This is a genomic window from Pseudomonas sp. R5(2019) (genome assembly GCF_009905435.1).
Taxonomy (GTDB): Bacteria; Pseudomonadota; Gammaproteobacteria; order Pseudomonadales; family Pseudomonadaceae; genus Aquipseudomonas.
Window position 1 is genome coordinate 132,533 of record NZ_JAAAMT010000002.1, and the last position, 17,822, is coordinate 150,354.

General features: G+C 60.5%; 16 protein-coding genes. 4 read left to right on the plus strand and 12 right to left on the minus strand.

Annotated elements, in window-relative coordinates; translation table 11 throughout:
- Positions 1-58 precede the first annotated feature (58 nt).
- From GUY40_RS02235 to GUY40_RS02250, 4 genes are read right to left on the minus strand one after another with little or no spacing between them, the layout of a single operon-like run.
- Positions 59-796 carry an S-methyl-5'-thioinosine phosphorylase gene (locus GUY40_RS02235; RefSeq protein ID WP_166567303.1) on the minus strand — a complete coding sequence of 246 codons (738 nt, stop codon included), beginning with the start codon at positions 794-796 and terminating at the stop codon, positions 59-61.
- A 9-nt stretch (positions 797-805) separates the two neighbouring features.
- A complete protein-coding gene (gene nagZ / locus GUY40_RS02240; RefSeq protein ID WP_178117649.1) occupies positions 806-1,804 on the minus strand; it encodes a beta-N-acetylhexosaminidase in 999 nt (332 codons plus the stop codon).
- Positions 1,805-1,826: 22 nt separating this feature from the next.
- Positions 1,827-2,351: a L,D-transpeptidase gene (locus tag GUY40_RS02245; protein WP_166567305.1), complete on the minus strand. Its 525-nt coding sequence runs from the start codon at positions 2,349-2,351 to the stop codon at positions 1,827-1,829.
- A 32-nt stretch (positions 2,352-2,383) separates the two neighbouring features.
- Positions 2,384-3,094, minus strand: coding sequence for a TetR/AcrR family transcriptional regulator (locus GUY40_RS02250; protein ID WP_166567306.1), 711 nt, complete (start codon positions 3,092-3,094; stop codon positions 2,384-2,386).
- Between the two features lie 231 nt (positions 3,095-3,325).
- Here GUY40_RS02250 and lexA point away from each other — a divergent pair, with 231 nt between their 5' ends.
- Positions 3,326-3,934 carry a transcriptional repressor LexA gene (gene lexA / locus GUY40_RS02255; RefSeq protein WP_166567307.1) on the plus strand — a complete coding sequence of 203 codons (609 nt, stop codon included), beginning with the start codon at positions 3,326-3,328 and terminating at the stop codon, positions 3,932-3,934.
- A gap of 10 nt (positions 3,935-3,944) precedes the next feature.
- On the plus strand, positions 3,945-4,430 hold the full coding sequence (sulA, locus tag GUY40_RS02260; protein WP_166567308.1) for an SOS-induced cell division inhibitor SulA: 486 nt from the start codon (positions 3,945-3,947) through the stop codon (positions 4,428-4,430).
- 90 nt (positions 4,431-4,520) lie between these two features.
- Here sulA and GUY40_RS02265 read toward each other — a convergent pair whose 3' ends face one another.
- From GUY40_RS02265 to GUY40_RS02295, 7 genes are all read right to left on the minus strand, one after another.
- Positions 4,521-4,754, minus strand: coding sequence for a hypothetical protein (locus tag GUY40_RS02265; protein ID WP_166567309.1), 234 nt, complete (start codon positions 4,752-4,754; stop codon positions 4,521-4,523).
- A gap of 50 nt (positions 4,755-4,804) precedes the next feature.
- Entirely contained in the window at positions 4,805-5,326 is a 522-nt protein-coding gene (locus GUY40_RS02270; protein WP_166567310.1) for a DUF6586 family protein, read from the minus strand.
- Positions 5,327-5,471: 145 nt separating this feature from the next.
- Positions 5,472-8,084: a type I DNA topoisomerase gene (topA, locus tag GUY40_RS02275; protein WP_166567311.1), complete on the minus strand. Its 2,613-nt coding sequence runs from the start codon at positions 8,082-8,084 to the stop codon at positions 5,472-5,474.
- A gap of 98 nt (positions 8,085-8,182) precedes the next feature.
- Positions 8,183-8,434 (minus strand): DUF1653 domain-containing protein, encoded by a 252-nt coding sequence (locus tag GUY40_RS02280; RefSeq protein WP_166567312.1) that lies wholly within the window; start codon positions 8,432-8,434, stop codon positions 8,183-8,185.
- Positions 8,435-8,511: 77 nt separating this feature from the next.
- Positions 8,512-9,687: an acetyl-CoA C-acyltransferase FadA gene (gene fadA / locus GUY40_RS02285; protein WP_166567313.1), complete on the minus strand. Its 1,176-nt coding sequence runs from the start codon at positions 9,685-9,687 to the stop codon at positions 8,512-8,514.
- A 26-nt stretch (positions 9,688-9,713) separates the two neighbouring features.
- Positions 9,714-11,861 carry a fatty acid oxidation complex subunit alpha FadB gene (gene fadB, locus GUY40_RS02290; RefSeq protein ID WP_166567314.1) on the minus strand — a complete coding sequence of 716 codons (2,148 nt, stop codon included), beginning with the start codon at positions 11,859-11,861 and terminating at the stop codon, positions 9,714-9,716.
- A gap of 546 nt (positions 11,862-12,407) precedes the next feature.
- Positions 12,408-12,845: a hypothetical protein gene (locus GUY40_RS02295; protein ID WP_166567315.1), complete on the minus strand. Its 438-nt coding sequence runs from the start codon at positions 12,843-12,845 to the stop codon at positions 12,408-12,410.
- Positions 12,846-12,954: 109 nt separating this feature from the next.
- Here GUY40_RS02295 and GUY40_RS02300 point away from each other — a divergent pair, with 109 nt between their 5' ends.
- Positions 12,955-13,398, plus strand: coding sequence for a universal stress protein (locus GUY40_RS02300; protein ID WP_166567316.1), 444 nt, complete (start codon positions 12,955-12,957; stop codon positions 13,396-13,398).
- A 360-nt stretch (positions 13,399-13,758) separates the two neighbouring features.
- On the opposite strand, the gene GUY40_RS02305 is transcribed toward GUY40_RS02300, so the two are convergent.
- Positions 13,759-15,681, minus strand: a complete 1,923-nt coding sequence (locus tag GUY40_RS02305) for an ATP-binding cassette domain-containing protein (protein ID WP_166567317.1) — start codon at positions 15,679-15,681, stop codon at positions 13,759-13,761.
- Between the two features lie 207 nt (positions 15,682-15,888).
- Between GUY40_RS02305 and GUY40_RS02310 the strand changes: the two genes are divergently transcribed.
- The gene (locus GUY40_RS02310) at positions 15,889-17,817 is read left to right on the plus strand and encodes a transglycosylase SLT domain-containing protein (protein ID WP_166567318.1); all 1,929 of its coding nucleotides are present in this window, start codon (positions 15,889-15,891) and stop codon (positions 17,815-17,817) included.
- The last annotated feature ends 5 nt before the right edge of the window (positions 17,818-17,822 follow it).

Sequence of the window (17,822 nt, forward strand, 5' to 3'; positions counted from 1 at the left end):
GGCCCAAGGGGCCGCTGCGCGGCCCATCGCGGCCAGGTCCGCTCCTACATCTTTACGATCAGCTTGTCAGAACGCGCGCCAGGGTTGCCTTGACCTTGTCCATGCCATCAACGATGGCCTGCTCGATTTCAGCCATGGTAATGACCGCAGTGGTCTTGCCGGCAGCCGGGTTCACCACCAGCGCCAGGCAGGCGTACTCCAGCTCCAGCTCGCGCGCCAGCGCCGCTTCCGGCATGCCGGTCATGCCGACGATGTCGCAACCGTCGCGCTCAAGCCGGACGATCTCTGCAGCGGTTTCCAGGCGCGGGCCTTGAGTCGCGCCATAGACACCGTAGCTGCTGTAGGCACAGCCTTCGGCGGCCAATGCACCGATCAGCTTCTCACGCAGCGGTTCGCTGTACGGGAAGCTGAAGTCGATATGCGTGACGTGTTCCAGGTCATCGGCAAAAAAAGTGTGCTCTCGACCACTGGTGTAATCGATCAGCTGGTGCGGCACACAGAAATGCCCGGTGCCCATATCTGTATGAATACCGCCGACGGCGTTGACTGCCAGGATCGATTGCGCCCCGGCCTGCTTCAATGCCCACAGGTTGGCGCGATAGTTGACCTTGTGCGGCGCCAGCCTGTGCGGGTGCCCATGACGCGCAAGGAACAGCACCTCACGCCCGGCATAGTCACCCACCAGGATATCCGCCGACGGCGCACCGTACGGCGTGTTCATCGGCAGTGCCTGACGAATGTTCAAGCCTTCGAGCTGGGTCAGCCCGGTACCACCGATAATCGCGTAAACGCTCATTTCAATGCCTCAATCAATCAACTGAGCCTCTCGCAAGGCTCCCAACGCCGTCAGCCAGCGAGGATCCTGACGATAATCAGTACGGGCAAAGCCCTGCCCACGCATGCGTGCGATGCGCGGTGAGGGCAAGACCTGCAAGCGCTGGGCCGCGGTCAGTGCAAGCTCGGCAGCGGCGCGGTCATTGCAGACCAGGCCCATGTCACAACCGGCGGTCAGCGCCGCCTCGATGCGGCTGGCGGCATCGCCCACTACATGGGCGCCGGCCATCGACAGGTCATCACTGAAGATCACACCGTCAAATTGCAGTTCACCGCGCAGGATGTCCTGCAACCAGCGGCGGGAGAAACCGGCGGGCCGAGTATCGACCTGCGGATAGATGACGTGGGCGGGCATGACCGCCGCCAGCTGCCGGCTCAGGCGGGCAAAGGGCACCAGGTCGGCGGCGCGGATGTGCTCAAGGCTGCGCTCGTCGGTCGGAATCGCCACGTGCGAGTCCGCCTCCGCCCAGCCATGCCCCGGAAAGTGCTTGCCGCAGGCGGCCATGCCGGCAGCGTTCATGCCACGAATAAAGGCCCCGGCCAAGGCGGTGGCGCGTTCGGGGTTACCTTCAAATGCGCGGCTGCCGACCACGGCGCTGCGTTGATGGTCCAGGTCCAGCACCGGCGCGAAACTCAGGTCCAGGCCCACCGCCAGCACCTCGGTCGCCATCAGCCAACCGCACCGCTCTGCCAGATACTCGGCGTTGTCGTTATCAGCAATGGCGCGCATGGCAGGCAGGCGCACAAAGCCCTGACGCAGGCGCTGAACCCGACCGCCTTCCTGGTCAACGGCCAGGATCAGATCGGGGCGGATGGCGCGGATGGCGGCGGTCAGCTCTCGCACCTGGCGCGGGCTTTCGATATTGCGGGCGAAGATGATCAGGCCAGCCACTTCGGGTTGACGCAACAGTTGACGATCCTCGGCGGTCAGCCAAGTACCGGCGATGTCCACCATCAAAGAGCCTTGCAGGCGATTACTCATGGATGATCCTTTAATTCAGGGATGCGCTGGCCCACTCGGGGCAAGCGGCTTCTTCGATCTGCACGCAACAATGCAAGGGCACCTGCTCGAACAGACTGACCAGATCGGCGTTGCGCAGTCTTACGCAACCATGGGAAAGCGGCACACCCAGCGGTTCGCAATCGGGTGTGCCGTGCAAATAGATGTAGCGACGAAAGGTATCGACGGTGCCGAGGCGATTACGGCCCGGCTCGCAACCGCTGAGCCAGAGGATACGCGAGAGAATCCAGTCCCGGCCGGGAAACTGCTGGTGCAGGGCAGGCGTCCAGATTTCGCCGGTCCAGCGCCGGCTGTTGAGCACTGCGCCCATCGGCAGGCCTTCGCCAATGCGGGCACGCACCTGATGCCGGCCACGCGGCGTGCAGCCCGAGCCGTTGAACTCCCCCGCGCCATTCAGGGCGGTGGACACCGGCACGCGTACGCAAAGCTTGCCATGGGCAAAGCCATACAAGCATTGGTCGGCAAGGGAAATATGAAGCAGATCGAGGGTTGGCATGGGCGCCTAGCTTAGCCGAAGGCGCCCGTCGTTTAAACCTTGGCAGCCGCCGAGTTGCCGGACTTGCTGCGAGGCCGCAACTGGGCCGCCGCCATGACGTCATCAGTGACGCCGCTGTCAGCGCGCATGCCGGCCGCGAGGAACGGCACCATCAAGCGCATGACCTGCTCAATCGAGGTATTGACGCCGAAATCGGTCTCGGCAATAGCCCGCAGCGCCTTGATACCCGACATGCTGAACGCTGCCGCGCCGAGCATGAAGTGCACGCGCCAGAACAGTTCGATAGGGGGAATACGCGGTGCGGCTTCGTTGACCAGCAACATATAGCGGCGGAACACCTTGCCGTACATGTCTTCCAGGTATCGCCGCAAGTGCCCCTGGCTCTGACTGAACGCCAAGCCCAGCAAGCGCATGAAGATAGACAGATCGTTACCGCTGCGTGGCTGCACCACCAGCGCTTGCTCCACGAGGATTTCCAGCAGCTCCTCAAGACTGGCCCGCTGCTCGGGCTTGGCCTGGCGACGCTCGAGCTCGCGGTCAAGACTGATGCAGAACGGCCCCAGAAAGCGCGAGAATACTGCCTGTATCAGGGCCTTTTTCGAGCCGAAATGGTAGTTGACCGCCGCCAGGTTAACGCCGGCCTTGCTGGTGATCAGCCGCAACGAGGTTTCGGCAAAACCTTTTTCCGCGAACAACTGCTCGGCAGCGTCGAGTATGCGTTCAACGGTTTCCGACTGGGCCATGATTTCTCCATATGGCAAACACTTGTTTGAAACATACGTTTCAGACAGCGCTGCTGTCAAGCCTGGGTAGCCGCTTTGTGCCTTGCCGGTCACGTATTTAATCACAGCCTCGGGCCAAGCGCCGCAAGCGCCACGCCCAACCCGGCGCTTACCGCTCGAACCGTGTCGCTTGCCTTCACCTCAGTACTGTATATAATCCCAGTCACTGTATAAAAAGACAGAGCGATCGACATGCTGAAACTGACGCCACGCCAAGCCGAGATTCTCGCCTTCATCAAGCGCTGCCTGGAAGACAACGGCTTCCCGCCTACCCGCGCCGAAATCGCCCAGGAGCTGGGCTTCAAGTCGCCCAACGCGGCGGAAGAACACCTCAAGGCCCTCGCCCGCAAGGGCGCGATCGAGATGACCCCGGGCGCCTCTCGCGGCATCCGCATTCCGGGCTTCGAGGCCAAGCAGGAAGATTCCAGCCTGCCGATCATCGGCCGGGTTGCCGCTGGCGCCCCGATCCTCGCCCAGCAGCACATCGAGGAATCCTGCAACATCAACCCCGCCTTCTTCCATCCTCGAGCCGACTATCTGCTGCGCGTGCACGGCATGAGCATGAAGGATGTCGGAATCTTCGACGGTGACCTGCTGGCTGTACACACCTGCCGCGAAGCCCGCAACGGCCAGATCGTGGTGGCCCGAATCGGCGATGAAGTCACGGTCAAGCGCTTCAAGCGTGACGGCAACAAAGTCTGGCTGATAGCCGAAAACCCTGAATTCGCCCCCATCGAAGTCAACCTGAAAGACCAGGACCTGGTGATCGAGGGCTTGAGCGTTGGCGTGATTCGCCGCTGAAGGAGGCTTCATGCAGTTCCCACATACCCCCCAGCAAGCACAATTGCCTTTGTTCGAGGCATTCATGGTTCAGCCGATCGCCCCACTGCTTGCAACCCCTCTGCTTGAAAAAGGGTCACGCTGGCAGAACAACGAGCCGGATGTATTCAGCGAGTTGTCCTTCCGTGGCGCCGTCGGGAACTGCCAGAACCTGCTCGCGCCGATCCTGCGCGAACTCAGTCAGGATCAGGACGCACGCTGGCTCACACTGATCGCGCCGCCGTCAAGCCTGACCCAGGCCTGGTTGCGCGACGCCGGCCTGAACCGTGAACGCATCCTGCTGTTGCAACCACGGGGCAGTCAGAGCGCCCTGCAGCTGACCTGCGAAGCCTTGCGCCTGGGCCGTAGCCACACCATTGTCAGCTGGCTTACGCCATTGAACAGCAACGCCCGCCAGCAGCTCATCGCTGCAGCGCGGATTGGCAAAGCACAAAGTCTGAATATTCGACTGGGCTAAGGCCCAAGGGATATACGAGCCCGCAAGGCTTCTCCAGGACAGAGAAGCCGATCAGCGGTCACTCAGAAAAACACAAGCAGACGAACGGTGTCAGTGCAGAACGCGCGGCCCGTCATCTTTCTCGATCTCGCCTTCTACCAAACGCCCAGCCATCTGCACGCCGACGCTCAACATCGCCTTGGCGACTTCCACGTGCTGGCCCTGCAGGAATGCCTTGGCGTCTTCCGAGAAATCCAGCGTAACCAGGGAGCCCTCGTCTTCGGCACGGCGCAGCTCAATCCGACCGTCAGGTAACTCGACAATTTCCAGAAAAGACGTTGGCATAAAAATCTGTTCTCCACGAAAGGCCGACATTGTACCAGTGACTGGCCCTGTCAGCACTCACTCAGGCCTTCGCGGAAACGAACGGTCAGGCTTTTAAGCTGTTGACGCCAGCTTTCCAGCTCTTCACGCGTCAGCTCCTCGACCTCAGGTTCATCCAGGCTCACCGCTTGAATCAAGGGCACCGTCACGTCTGCCTTGGGCTTTTTAGCCTCGCGCGGTGGCTGAAACATGGCCGCGTAGGCTGCCAGCAACCGTCCCAGCCAAGTCTGCGGCGCCTGGGCCAACTCAACCAACTCTGCCAGTTCAGGAATCGCGATTGATTCCAGCACCTGAGGCGTGAGCAACAGCTCGGCGCGCGGCGCACCCGCCTGCGGCAGTCGGTAGAAGCCGGCAATCTCGTGACACAGCCCCAGCAATGCACCGTAAAGATGAAACAGCGCCGCTTCACGCTCAGCCAGCACCAGCGCCTGGGCATTGATGTTTCGGCTCTCCTGCGCTTTTGCCAGCGCTTCCAGTGATAGACCGGCGAAATACAGTTTCTGGTTGGTACGGGTATAGAGTTCGTGGGCCATGAAGGCTCCCTCCGAAGAGATGCAGGGCGCGAGTCAGACAGTGTCAGGGATGTGGCCATGCGGCGGCAAGCCAAAATGACAAAGGCCGCGCCAAACCCGAAGGTTCAGCGCGGCCTTTACCGATGAGCGTATTCGAGAAAGCGTCTCAGCGCTTGTCTTCGACCTTCCATGCCTTGCCGTCATAGAACGCACGCCAGCCTGTCGGCTTGCCTTCCACTTCAGTCTGAACGTACTGCTCCTTGGTCTTGCGGCTGTAGCGAATGACCGTTGGGCGGCCATCCGGGTCTTTCTTCGGCGCTTCGCACAGGAAGTGGTACTTGGGATCAATCTCATCCTTGTGCGGTACGATTTCCATGACCAGCGGCGCGCGCGTCTCACGGTTTTTCGGGAACTGGCTGGCCGCCAGGAACAACCCCGAAGCGCCATCACGCAGCACATAGGTGTCGTCAACCTTTTCGCACTTGAGTTCCGGCATCTTCACCGCATCCATCTTCGGCGGTGCCGCCTCCCCACTCTTGAGCAGTTTGCGGGTGTTTTTGCAGTCCGCATTGGTACAGCCGAAGAACTTGCCGAAACGGCCAGTCTTGAGCTGCATCTCGCTGCCACACTTGTCGCACTCCAGGCTCGGACCCTCATAGCCCTTGATCCGGTAGTTGCCTTCTTCGATCTCATAGCCGGTGCAATCAGGGTTGTTACCGCAGATGTGCAGCTTGCGCTTCTCGTCGAGCAGGTAAGCATCCATCGCCGTGGCGCAGATCGGACAACGGTGCTTGCCGCGCAATACCAGCGACTCGGACTCACCTTCGTCGTCCGCCGCGATCTCATCGCCAGGGACCAGGTTGATGGTGGCCTTGCAGCGCTCTTTCGGTGGCAGGCTGTAGCCCGAGCAGCCGAGGAAAACGCCAGTGGAAGCGGTACGAATCATCATCGGCCGGCCGCAATCACGGCAAGCGATGTTGGTCATGGTCGGCTGGTTGGCGCGCATGCCACTGTCCGGCGATTCGGCCAACTGCAGCTTGGTCTTGAAGTCGCCGTAAAACTCGTCCAGCACGTTTTTCCAGTCGCGCTCGCCCTGAGCGACGTCGTCGAGGTTCTCTTCCATGCCGGCGGTGAAGCCGTAGTCCATCAGGTTGGAGAAACTTTCAGTCAAACGCTCGGTGACGATATCGCCCATCTTTTCCGAGTAGAAACGACGGTTGTGCAGTGCGACGTAGCCACGGTCCTGAATGGTCGAGATGATGGCCGCGTAGGTCGACGGACGACCAATACCACGCTTCTCCATCTCCTTGACCAGGCTGGCTTCGGAGTAACGCGCCGGCGGCTTGGTGAAATGCTGGCTCGGGTCGAGCTCAATCAACTTGAGCACTTCGCCCTGGGTCATTTCCGGCAGCACGTCATCGTCGCCCGGCTTGGCAACTTGCGGCATGACTCGGGTGTAACCGTCGAACTTGAGGATGCGACCCTTGGCACGCAGCTCAAACTCACCGGCCGCCACGCTGACGGTGGTGGACAGGTACTGGGCAGGCAGCATCTGGCAGGCCACGAACTGGCGCCAGATCAGCTCGTACAGGCGCTCGGCGTCGCGCTCCATGCCAGTGAGCTTGCTTGGGTGAGTATTGACGTCGGAAGGACGGATCGCTTCGTGCGCTTCCTGGGCGCCTTCCTTGCTGCCGTAGACGTTGGGCGACTCAGGCAGGTACTTGTTGCCGAACTCGGTCTCGATGTAGGTGCGAGCCATTGCCACGGCGTCGGCCGAGAGGTTGGTCGAGTCGGTACGCATATAAGTGATGTAGCCCGCTTCGTACAGACGCTGGGCCATCATCATGGTTTTCTTCACGCCGAAGCCCAGGCGATTGCTGCCCGCCTGCTGCAAGGTCGAGGTGATGAAAGGCGCCGAAGGCTTGCTGCTGGTCGGTTTGTCTTCGCGCTTGGCGACGCTGTAGCTGGACGCCTTGAGCTTCTCAAGGGCAGCCATGGCCTGGGCTTCGTTGAGCGGCTTGAAGGCCTCGCCGTTCTGACGGGCGACATCAAAACGAACCTTGGCGCTCTTGGCGGTACCCAGGTCCGCGTGTATTTCCCAATATTCTTCAGGGATAAATGCACGAATCTCGCGCTCACGCTCCACCACCAGCTTCACGGCAACCGATTGCACGCGACCGGCGGACAGGCCACGGGCGATTTTCGACCACAGCAGTGGCGAGACCATGTAACCCACGACCCGATCGAGAAAGCGCCGCGCCTGTTGAGCATTGACCCGGTCGATATCCAGCTCGCCCGGTTGCGAGAAGGCTTCCTGGATCGCTTTCTTGGTGATTTCGTTGAACACCACACGCTTGTAGCGGGTGTCGTCTCCACCGATGGCTTCGCGCAGGTGCCAGGCAATGGCTTCCCCTTCGCGATCCAAGTCGGTTGCGAGATAGATGGTGTCGGCATCCTTGGCCAGACGACGCAATTCGTCGATGACCTTTTCCTTGCCAGGCAGGATCTCGTACTTGGCTTTCCAGCCATGCTCGGGATCGACACCCATGCGCGATACCAGCTGCTTGCGCGCCTTTTCCTTGGGCGACAGGGCTGGCGCTTCGCCTGCAGCGGCCTTGCCGCGCTTGGCGGCCGGCTCCTTGCTGGCGCTCGCCGAACCGCTGGTGGGCAGGTCTCGGATATGGCCGATACTCGACTTCACCACGTACTGGTTGCCCAAATACTTGTTGATGGTCTTGGCCTTAGCCGGGGATTCCACAATGACCAGCGATTTGCCCATGGATCGGAAAATTCCTGAATACTAGAGATAAAAGGCGTCGATACCTGACGCGGCACCGCTATATATAGTGGCTACAGAGTGAGGTCAAGCGCGGGACGCTACAGGCTCGTGCCGTCGGGACGCGAAAACAGGCTTGCCTCGGTCCTGACCAAAGCAAAGCGTGGCACCTGCTCGCCGTCAACCTCGACCGACTCAATAAACATGCTCAGAGGCCGCACCCACAGCCCGTATTCGCCATACAGGGCTTGGTAAAACACCACTTCCTCTTCGGTTTCGGAATGGCGCGCGACGCTGAAAACGCGATACTCGGGCCCTTTGTAATGGCGGTAGACCCCTGGTTGTATCTGCATGCTGCACACCCTCTTGAAAAAAAATCCACAAAAACAAAAACCGGGGCACTGGGCCCCGGCTTCCGTCGAACAAAAGCTTAGACGCGTTCGAAGACCGTGGTGATCCCCTGCCCCAGGCCAACACACATGGTCGACACACCCAAGGTGCCGCCATTTTGCTTCATGACGTTGAGCAGCGTGCCGGAAATCCGAGCACCGGAGCAACCGAAGGGGTGACCCAATGCGATGGCACCGCCGTGCAGGTTAACCTTCTCATTCATCTTGTCGAGCACTTTCAAATCCTTGAGCACTGGCAGGGCCTGTGCAGCGAAGGCTTCGTTAAGCTCGAAGAAGTCGATGTCGGCAATGGTCAAGCCCGCACGCTTGAGCGCTTTCTGGGTTGCCGGAACCGGGCCATAACCCATGATCGCAGGGTCAACACCGGCCACCGCCATTGAGCGAATGACCGCCAGAGGCTGGATACCAAGGTCCTGGGCGCGTTGTACCGACATGACGATCATGCACGAAGCACCGTCAGTGATCTGCGACGAGGTACCCGCGGTCACGGTACCGCCTTTGGGGTTGAACGCAGGCTTGAGCGCCGCCAGGCTTTCCAGGGTGGTGTCCGGACGAATGGTCTCGTCATAGTCGAACATTTTCAGGAAGCCGTTTTCGTCATAGCCCTGCATCGGGATGATTTCATCCTTGAACTTGCCTTCCACGGTCGCCTTGTGAGCGAGCTGGTGCGAACGCAAGCCAAAGGCATCCTGGGCCTCACGGGAAATACCGTGCATCTTGCCGAGCATTTCAGCGGTCAGGCCCATCATGCCCGACGCCTTGGCGGCATAGAGAGACATGTGCGGGTTCGGGTCAACGCCGTGCATCATGCTGACGTGGCCCATGTGCTCGACTCCGCCGACGACAAAGACATCGCCGTTGCCGGTCATGATGGCTTGGGCGGCAGTGTGCAGCGCGCTCATGGACGAGCCACACAGGCGACTGACGGTCTGGCCGGCTGCGGTGTGCGGGATCTGGGTCATCAGCGACGCCATGCGCGCGATGTTCCAGCCTTGTTCCAGGGTCTGGTTGACGCAGCCCCAGATCACGTCCTCGACTTCAGCCGGGTCGACCCTGGTGTTGCGCTCCAGCACTTTGCTGATCAGGTGCGCCGACATGTCTTCGGCGCGGGTATTGCGGTGCATGCCACCCTTGGAGCGGCCCATCGGGGTGCGACCGAAGTCGACAATCACCACGTCTCTTGGATTCAGGCTCATAACTTCACTCTCTATTCGTTGGGCGCTTAACCGAAGAAGCTCTGGCCATTCGCGGCCATCTCACGCAGCTTCGCGGTGGGGTGGTACAGCGGGCCCAGGTCGACGTACTGGTCAGCCAGGGCAACGAATGCAGCAACGCCCATGGAGTCGATGTAGCGCAGCGCGCCGCCACGGAACGGAGGGAAACCGATGCCATAGACCAGGCCCATGTCGGCTTCGGCGGCGGTTTCGACGATGCCGTCTTCCAGGCAGCGCACGGTTTCCAGGCACAGCGGGATCATCATCCAGTTGAGGATGTCCTCGTCGGTGACCTCGCGCTGCTCGTAAACGATCGGCTTGAGGACTTCCAGTACCGAGGCATCGGCGACTTTCTTCGGCTTGCCGAGCTTGTCCATCTCGTAGGCGTAGAAGCCCTTGCCGTTTTTCTGGCCCAGGCGCTTGGCTTCGTACAGCACGTCCACGGCCGAGCGACGGTCGTCCTTCATGCGATCAGGGAAGCCTTCAGCCATCACATCGCGACCGTGGTGGCCGGTGTCGATGCCGACCACGTCCATCAGGTAGGCCGGGCCCATCGGCCAGCCGAACCTTTCCATGACCTTGTCGATGCGCACGAAGTCGACGCCAGCGCTGACCAGCTTGGCGAAGCCACCGAAGTAAGGGAACAGGACACGGTTGACCAGAAAGCCCGGGCAGTCATTGACCACGATCGGGTTCTTGCCCATTTTCCTGGCATAGGCCACGGTGGTGGCCACCGCCGCTTCACTGGACTTCTCGCCACGGATCACTTCCACCAGCGGCATCATGTGCACCGGGTTGAAGAAGTGCATGCCGACGAAGTTTTCCGGACGCTTGAGCGCCTTGGCCAGCAGGTTGATCGAGATGGTCGAGGTGTTGGACGCCAGGATCGCATCCTCCTTGACCTGCCCTTCTACTTCAGCCAGCACGGCTTGCTTGACCTTGGGGTTCTCGACCACGGCTTCGACAATGATATCGACGTTGCCGAAGTCGCCATAGGACAGAGTCGGACGAATGGCGTTGAGGGCTTCAGCCATCTTCGCAGGCGTCAGACGGCCTTTTTCGACGCGCTTGCCGAGCAGCTTGGAGGCTTCGTTCAGGCCCAGCTGGATGGCTTCTTCACGGATGTCCTTCATCAGGATCGGGGTGCCCTTGACGGCGGACTGGTAGGCGATCCCGCCCCCCATGATGCCCGCACCCAGAACGGCAGCCTGGTTGACCGGCTTGGCGACTTCGTCGTAGGCCTTGGCTTTGCGCTTGAGCTCCTGATCGTTCAGGAACAGACCGATCAGGCTTTGTGCAGCCGAAGTCCTGGCCATTTTCACGAAGCCGGCGGCCTCGATTTCCAGCGCCTTGTCACGACCGAAGTTGGCCGCTTTCTGGATGGTCTTGATGGCTTCGACCGGTGCCGGGTAGTTCGGGCCGGCCTGGCCTGCGACGAAGCCCTTGGCGGTCTCGAAGGCCATCATCTGCTCGATGGCGTTGAGCTTGAGCTTGTCGAGCTTCGGCTGGCGCTTGGCCTTGTAGTCGAATTCGCCAGCGATGACGCGCTTGATCAGGTCAAGGGCGGCTTCGGCGAGTTTCTCTGGCGCTACGACTGCATCGACTGCGCCCACTTTCAAGGCTTCTTCAGCGCGATTTTCCTTGCCTGCGGCAATCCACTCGATGGCGTTGTCGGCACCGATCAGGCGCGGCAAGCGAACGGTACCGCCAAAGCCCGGATAGATACCCAGCTTGACTTCTGGCAGGCCGATCTTGGCGCTGTCGGCCATGACGCGGTAATCCGCGGCCAGGCACATTTCCAGGCCACCGCCCAAGGCGATGCCGTTGATAGCCGCCACGGTCGGCACGCCAAGGTCTTCGAAATCGCTGAAGATGCGGTTCGCTTCCAGGTTGCCTGCGACCAGTTCGGCCTCCGGCAGCTTGAAGTTGTCGACAAACTCGGTGATGTCCGCGCCGACGATGAAGACGTCCTTGCCACTGCTGACAATCACGCCCTTGATCGAAGTATCGGCCTTGATGGTGTCTACCGCCTGACGCAGTTCGTTCAGGGTTAGACGATTGAATTTGTTGACGGACTCACCCTTGAGGTCGAATTTCAATTCGACGATGCCACTTTCAAGAGCCTTAACCGTGATGGCTTTACCTTCGTAAATCATCAACTGATCTCCACGATATGGAAGCTGAACAGTACACGCTGAACGCTGGGCAAGAGTTCGTCATGCGCATTGGCGCCCTGATCAAACCCTATCTGCCAGGCACACCCGCCAGCGCGATAGTCGGGATTCTGTAAGAGCTTTCTGACAATACAAACGCTCAATTCATACGCCCGTTTGATTTGGGTATGCGAAGAGTCACGGAAAAACCGGCAATTGTCAAATACGCAAAATGGCCACAAAAACGCGACTTTCCGGTCATTTTTTGTCTAAGCCAGGTCAGCTACAGCGCGCATGATCGCTCATCATTCATGGCATTTATTAAAGACCCTGGATGGCGAATAAAGACGATGAACGTCATGAAGGATTGATAAAACAGGTGAGATTTTTTAAAGGGGCACGCGTATGATCCGGCTACACTCAGCGCAGCCGCTCATCTAAAACCTTTTGCGTTGCAACCCTATTACCGGCCTGCCTGGCCACCCCCGCCCGATGCTGATGATCGGGCTTTTTATTGCCTGGCGAACCCATTGCAGGTTCGCCACCGGATCACGCCAGTGCCTTCATCACTGCCGCAATATCCTGTAATACAGCCGTATCGCCCCGTTCGCCCCAATACAGGGCAAGCATTTGTGGCCCTGCCTCGATTTTGTAAACGTTAGCGGGCAATTTGATTAACTCGGTCAACAGGCCAGTGTCTGTGCAAGGTTCGCGCCACTGATTCATCCAAACGCCCGGAGTGGTCTGCCAATAGCACCAAGTGTCATCACGTCCCGCACGACGCGGCCGATGGTATTGCGCGCACTGGATCGGCGGCTCGTTGGGCAACCAGTGCGGCCACTCTTGCGGCGTCAGCTGCATGCCCAGCCCCATGCGCCGTGCCTCCATGCGCACAGCCATTTTGCCACTCTGATTGCGAGTAGGCTTGAGCCAGGCAAATGGGCTGAGGATAAGCGCAAGAATTGACACCACCAGCCAGAACGTCATATGTGTTATTCCTATAAAAGCTTTTCAAATGAGCGGGTTAGCGGCGATTCTGCCGACCAGCCTGAAACCGGCCATACTTATAACTATCGCAACCGTCAGGAGAGCCCCCATGCCCTATGAACACATCCTCGTCGCCGTCGACCTGACCGAAGAGTGCGATCCGGTGATTAAACGGGCCCGCGAGATCGCCACCGCCCAAGGTGCCAAGCTGTCGATGGTACACATTGTCGAGCCAATGGCCATGGCGTTTGGCGGCGACGTCCCCATGGACCTGTCGCAACTGCAGCAACAGCAGTTCGACCAGGCCAAGGAGCGCCTGGACCGCCTGATCAACAAGTACCCGGAACTGACCAAGGAATACTGTCATCTGACCTACGGCCAACCACGCCAGGAGATTCACAGCCTGGCCAAGGAGCATGAGTGTGACCTGATCGTTGTCGGCAGCCACGGCCGCCACGGCCTGGCCCTGCTGTTGGGTTCAACCGCCAACGACGTACTGCACGGCGCCCCTTGCGATGTGCTGGCAGTACGGCTGATGAAGAAAGGCGAGTAAATCCCGGGCCAGCGCTTGCCTGTTGCAGGAGCCGGGCTTGCCCCAATGCCGGTCAGTTAAGGAATAGAACGACGAAACCCTTGTAGGAGCGGACCTGGCCGCGATGGGCTGCGCAGCAGCCCCCGAGGCCGGTGATATCAACGACAAGCCCTGGGAGTGCGGGTGGTTTCAGAGTCGCCGGGGCCGCTTCGCAGCCCATCGCGGCCGGGTCCGCTCCTACATGGACGTCTGTGTTCCGATCCTTAACTGACTGGCATTGGGGCTTGCACGCGATAAGGACGCCGCGGTTTTATAGGTATTGCGCGTCATCGTTCATCGCCGCACCCCTGCGAAGCGTTTAAAGGCTACCGATAGCCGCCATCAGGCATCCAGCTCAGCCCAACGCTCAACGAGTTCATCCAGCTGGGCTTGCAGCGCTTCAAGCTTGGCCAGCACGTCCGTCGTCTCGCCGATCGGGCGCTGATAGAAGCCGGCATCGGAAATCCGGGCCTGTACCGCCGCCATCTCCTGCTCCACTGCATCAATCTGGCCGGGCAAGGCTTCCAGCTCGCGCTGAAGCTTGTAGCTGAGCTTTTTCTTTGCAGTCGGTACGGCCTCTGCGGCCTGGGCTGGAGCAGCCTCCGGGGCCTTGACCACGGCGCTGTTGAGCTCAGGCTTGCCGGACTTGTTCTCGGTCACGCCAAGCAGCTTTGGCGAGCCGCCCTGGCGGATCCAGTCCTGGTAGCCACCGACATACTCGCGTACCTTGCCCTCGCCTTCGAAGACCAGGGTGCTGGTGACCACGTTGTCGAGGAAGGCCCGGTCGTGGCTGACCATCAGTACGGTGCCTTTGAAGCCGGCCAGCACTTCTTCGAGCAGCTCAAGGGTCTCAACGTCCAGATCGTTGGTCGGTTCGTCGAGGACCAGCAAGTTGGCGGGTTTGCTGAACAGCTTGGCCAGCAACAGTCGCGCCCGCTCGCCACCCGACAACGCCTTGACCGGCGTACGGGCACGCTGGGGGCTGAACAGGAAGTCGCCCAGGTAGCTCAGCACGTGACGGCTTTGGCCATCGATTTCAATGAAATCGCGACCTTCGGCCAGGTTGTCGATCACGGTTTTTTCCAGGTCCAGCTGGTGGCGCAGCTGGTCGAAGTACGCCACTTCCAGTCTGGTACCGGATTCGACCTTGCCTGCGACCGGCTGCAGGTCACCGAGCATCAGCTTGAGCAGGGTAGTCTTGCCGGTACCGTTGGCGCCGAGCAGGCCGATGCGGTCTTCGCGCTGCAGGACCATGGAGAAATCCTTGACCAGGAACGGGCCACCCGAGTGGGCAAAGCTGACGTTCTCCAGTTGCATCACTTGCTTGCCGGACTTCTCGGCGACATCCAGCTGAATGTTGGCCTTGCCCTGGCGCTCACGACGCTCGCCACGCTCGACGCGCAGTGCCTTCAGGGCACGCACGCGGCCCTCGTTGCGGGTACGGCGGGCCTTGATGCCCTGGCGAATCCAGACTTCTTCCTGGGCCAGGCGCTTGTCGAACAGTGCGTTGGCGGTTTCTTCGGCGGCAAGCTGGGCTTCCTTGTGCACCAGGAAGCTGGCGTAGTCGCCGTTCCAGTCGATCAGGCCGCCACGATCAAGCTCCAGAATGCGGGTTGCCAGGTTCTGCAGGAATGAACGGTCGTGAGTGATGAACAGCACAGCGCCGCCAAAGCCGTTCAAGGCCTCTTCCAGCCAGGCAATCGCACCGATGTCCAGGTGGTTGGTGGGCTCATCGAGCAGCAGCAAGTCAGGCTCGGACACCAGCGCCTGGGCCAGCAGCACGCGGCGACGCCAGCCGCCGGACAACTCGGCCAGGGTCTTGTCGGCCGGCAATTGCAGGCGGCTCAGGGTGCTGTCCACCAGTTGCTGCAGGCGCCAGCCATCACGGGCTTCGAGGTCATGCTGAACGTGCATGAGCTTTTCCAGGTCCGCATCAGTGACGATGTTCTGGCTCAGGTGATGGTATTCGGCGAGCAAGGCGCCCACGCCGTCCAGGCCTTCAGCGACCACGTCGAAGACCGTACGGTCGTCGGCGACCGGCAGCTCTTGCGGCAGCTCGCCGATCTTGAGCCCTGGCGCGCGCCAGATTTCGCCCTCATCGGGGACTTGCTCGCCCTTGACCAGGCGCAGCATGCTGGATTTGCCAGTGCCGTTACGGCCGATAATGCACACCCGCTCACCACGGGCGATCTGCCAGGACACCTTGTCCAACAGCGGCATGGCGCCGAAAGCAAGGGACACATCGCTTAATTTGAGCAGGGTCATGATCTTCTCCAAAAACCGGGCGCGCATTCTACCTGACTTGCGAGCCGATCACATTAGATGGGTAAATCCAGCCGACCGTCGCACTTACACGCCGATACAAGCACAATGCTTTCACCGCCCTGTAGCAAAAGGCTAAGCTTATGACTTGGCCCCTTAGAGGGGTGGCCAGGCCGACACTCAGTCACGATTCAACTGTCCGGAAGTCCCATGCGCAGCCGTCTGTTCAACCTGCTTTCCTGCCTGCTTTTTTCTGCTTCGGCCGCTTCAACTGTCCAGGCTGCCGACCTTGCTCAACAACGCCAATATTACGATGAAGCCAAGCGCGCACTGGCAAAGGGCGACACCGGCCCGTACTTCCGCTACAGCCAGGCCCTGGCCGATTACCCGCTGGAACCGTACCTTGCGTATGACGAGCTGACCGCCCGCCTGAAGACCGCCAGCAATGTCGAAATCGAAAAATTCCTCGCCAAGCATGGAGATCTGCCCCAGGCCAACTGGATGAAACTGCGTTGGCTGCGCTGGCTGGCCGAGCGTGGCGACTGGCAACCTTTCGTCAAATATTACGATCCCAAGCTCAACTTCACCGAGCTCGACTGCCTTAATGGCCAGTACTTGCTGGGCCATGGCAAACAGGCCGAAGGCTACGCCGTCACGGAAAAGCTCTGGCGGGTGGGCAAATCGCAACCCGCCGCCTGCGACACCCTGTTCGGCATGTGGGCGGCCGAAGGCCAATTGACAGAAGAGCGGCGCTGGCAACGGGCCAAGCTCGCCGCCCAGGCGCGCAATTACGGGTTGGCCAATAGCCTGGTCAATAACCTCACCACCCTGGCGCCTCAAGGCAAGTTGCTGATCGATGTGGCGCAGAAGCCCGAACTGCTCAACCAGCCTTCGCGCTTCACGCCAGTCAATGAAGCGATGTCCGATGTGGTCAGCCTCGGCCTGCGTCGCCTGGCCCGCCAGGACCCTGACCGGGCCATGGCCATGCTCGACGACTATGCCAACCGGATGCACTTCTCGCGCGATGAGAAGGTCGCCATCGCCCGCGAAATCGGCCTGACCCTGGCGCGCAAATACGACGCCCGCGCGCTGGACCTGATGACCCGCTACGATCCGGAGCTGCGCGACAACACCGTCACCGAATGGCGCCTTCGCCTGCTACTGCGCCTAGGCCGCTGGGAAGATGCCTACGAGTTGACCCGCCGCCTGCCACAAGACCTGGCCAGCACCAATCGCTGGCGCTACTGGCAGGCCCGCAGCCTGGAGCTGGCGCAACCGAAAAACCCGCAGGTGCCGTTGCTGTACAAAAACCTTTCCCGTGAGCGCGACTTCTACGGCTTTCTCGCCGCTGACCGCACTCAGACCCCGTACCAGTTGAACAACAAGCCGCTGGTGATGAGCCAGCAGTTGATCAACAAGGTCCGCAACACCCCAGGCGTACGCAGGGCGCTGGAGTTCCACGCCCGCGGTGAAGTCGTCAATGGTCGGCGCGAGTGGTATCACGTCAGCCGGCACTTCAGTCGCGACGAAATGGTTGCCCAGGCCAAGCTGGCGTACGACCTGCGCTGGTATTTCCCGGCCATTCGCACCATCAGTCAGGCGCAGTATTGGGACGATCTGGATATCCGCTTCCCGATGGCCCATCGCGAGACCCTGGTGCGCGAAGCCAACCTGCGCGGCCTGCACTCCAGCTGGGTGTTTGCCATCACCCGTCAGGAAAGCGCCTTTATGGAAGATGCACGCTCCAGCGTCGGTGCTGCGGGCCTGATGCAGCTGATGCCCGGCACCGCCAGGGAAACGGCGCGCAAGTTCAGCATCCCGCTGGCATCGCCCCAGCAAGTGCTTGACCCGGTCAAGAACATCCAGCTGGGCGCCGCCTACCTGAGCCAGGTCCACACCCAGTTCAACGGCAATCGGGTATTGGCTTCGGCCGCTTACAACGCAGGCCCCGGGCGCGTACGCCAGTGGCTGCGTGGTGCCAACCACTTGAGTTTCGATGTGTGGGTCGAATCGATCCCGTTCGACGAAACGCGCCAATATGTACAGAACGTGCTGTCGTACTCGGTCATTTACGGGCAGAAGCTCAATTCACCGCAACCGCTGGTGGATTGGCATGAGCGGTATTTTGAAGATCAGTGACTGAT

Bases quoted from the DNA above. Each gene is read 5' to 3' on its own strand.
- GUY40_RS02235 (WP_166567303.1), bottom strand. From the start codon at position 796: ATGAGCGTTTACGCGATTATCGGTGGTACCGGGCTGACCCAGCTCGAA.
- GUY40_RS02245 (WP_166567305.1), bottom strand. From the start codon at position 2,351: ATGCCAACCCTCGATCTGCTTCATATTTCCCTTGCCGACCAATGCTTG.
- GUY40_RS02250 (WP_166567306.1), bottom strand. From the start codon at position 3,094: ATGGCCCAGTCGGAAACCGTTGAACGCATACTCGACGCTGCCGAGCAG.
- lexA (WP_166567307.1), top strand. From the start codon at position 3,326: ATGCTGAAACTGACGCCACGCCAAGCCGAGATTCTCGCCTTCATCAAG.
- sulA (WP_166567308.1), top strand. From the start codon at position 3,945: ATGCAGTTCCCACATACCCCCCAGCAAGCACAATTGCCTTTGTTCGAG.
- GUY40_RS02265 (WP_166567309.1), bottom strand. From the start codon at position 4,754: ATGCCAACGTCTTTTCTGGAAATTGTCGAGTTACCTGACGGTCGGATT.
- GUY40_RS02270 (WP_166567310.1), bottom strand. From the start codon at position 5,326: ATGGCCCACGAACTCTATACCCGTACCAACCAGAAACTGTATTTCGCC.
- topA (WP_166567311.1), bottom strand. From the start codon at position 8,084: ATGGGCAAATCGCTGGTCATTGTGGAATCCCCGGCTAAGGCCAAGACC.
- GUY40_RS02280 (WP_166567312.1), bottom strand. From the start codon at position 8,434: ATGCAGATACAACCAGGGGTCTACCGCCATTACAAAGGGCCCGAGTAT.
- fadA (WP_166567313.1), bottom strand. From the start codon at position 9,687: ATGAGCCTGAATCCAAGAGACGTGGTGATTGTCGACTTCGGTCGCACC.
- fadB (WP_166567314.1), bottom strand. From the start codon at position 11,861: ATGATTTACGAAGGTAAAGCCATCACGGTTAAGGCTCTTGAAAGTGGC.
- GUY40_RS02295 (WP_166567315.1), bottom strand. From the start codon at position 12,845: ATGACGTTCTGGCTGGTGGTGTCAATTCTTGCGCTTATCCTCAGCCCA.
- GUY40_RS02300 (WP_166567316.1), top strand. From the start codon at position 12,955: ATGCCCTATGAACACATCCTCGTCGCCGTCGACCTGACCGAAGAGTGC.
- GUY40_RS02305 (WP_166567317.1), bottom strand. From the start codon at position 15,681: ATGACCCTGCTCAAATTAAGCGATGTGTCCCTTGCTTTCGGCGCCATG.
- GUY40_RS02310 (WP_166567318.1), top strand. From the start codon at position 15,889: ATGCGCAGCCGTCTGTTCAACCTGCTTTCCTGCCTGCTTTTTTCTGCT.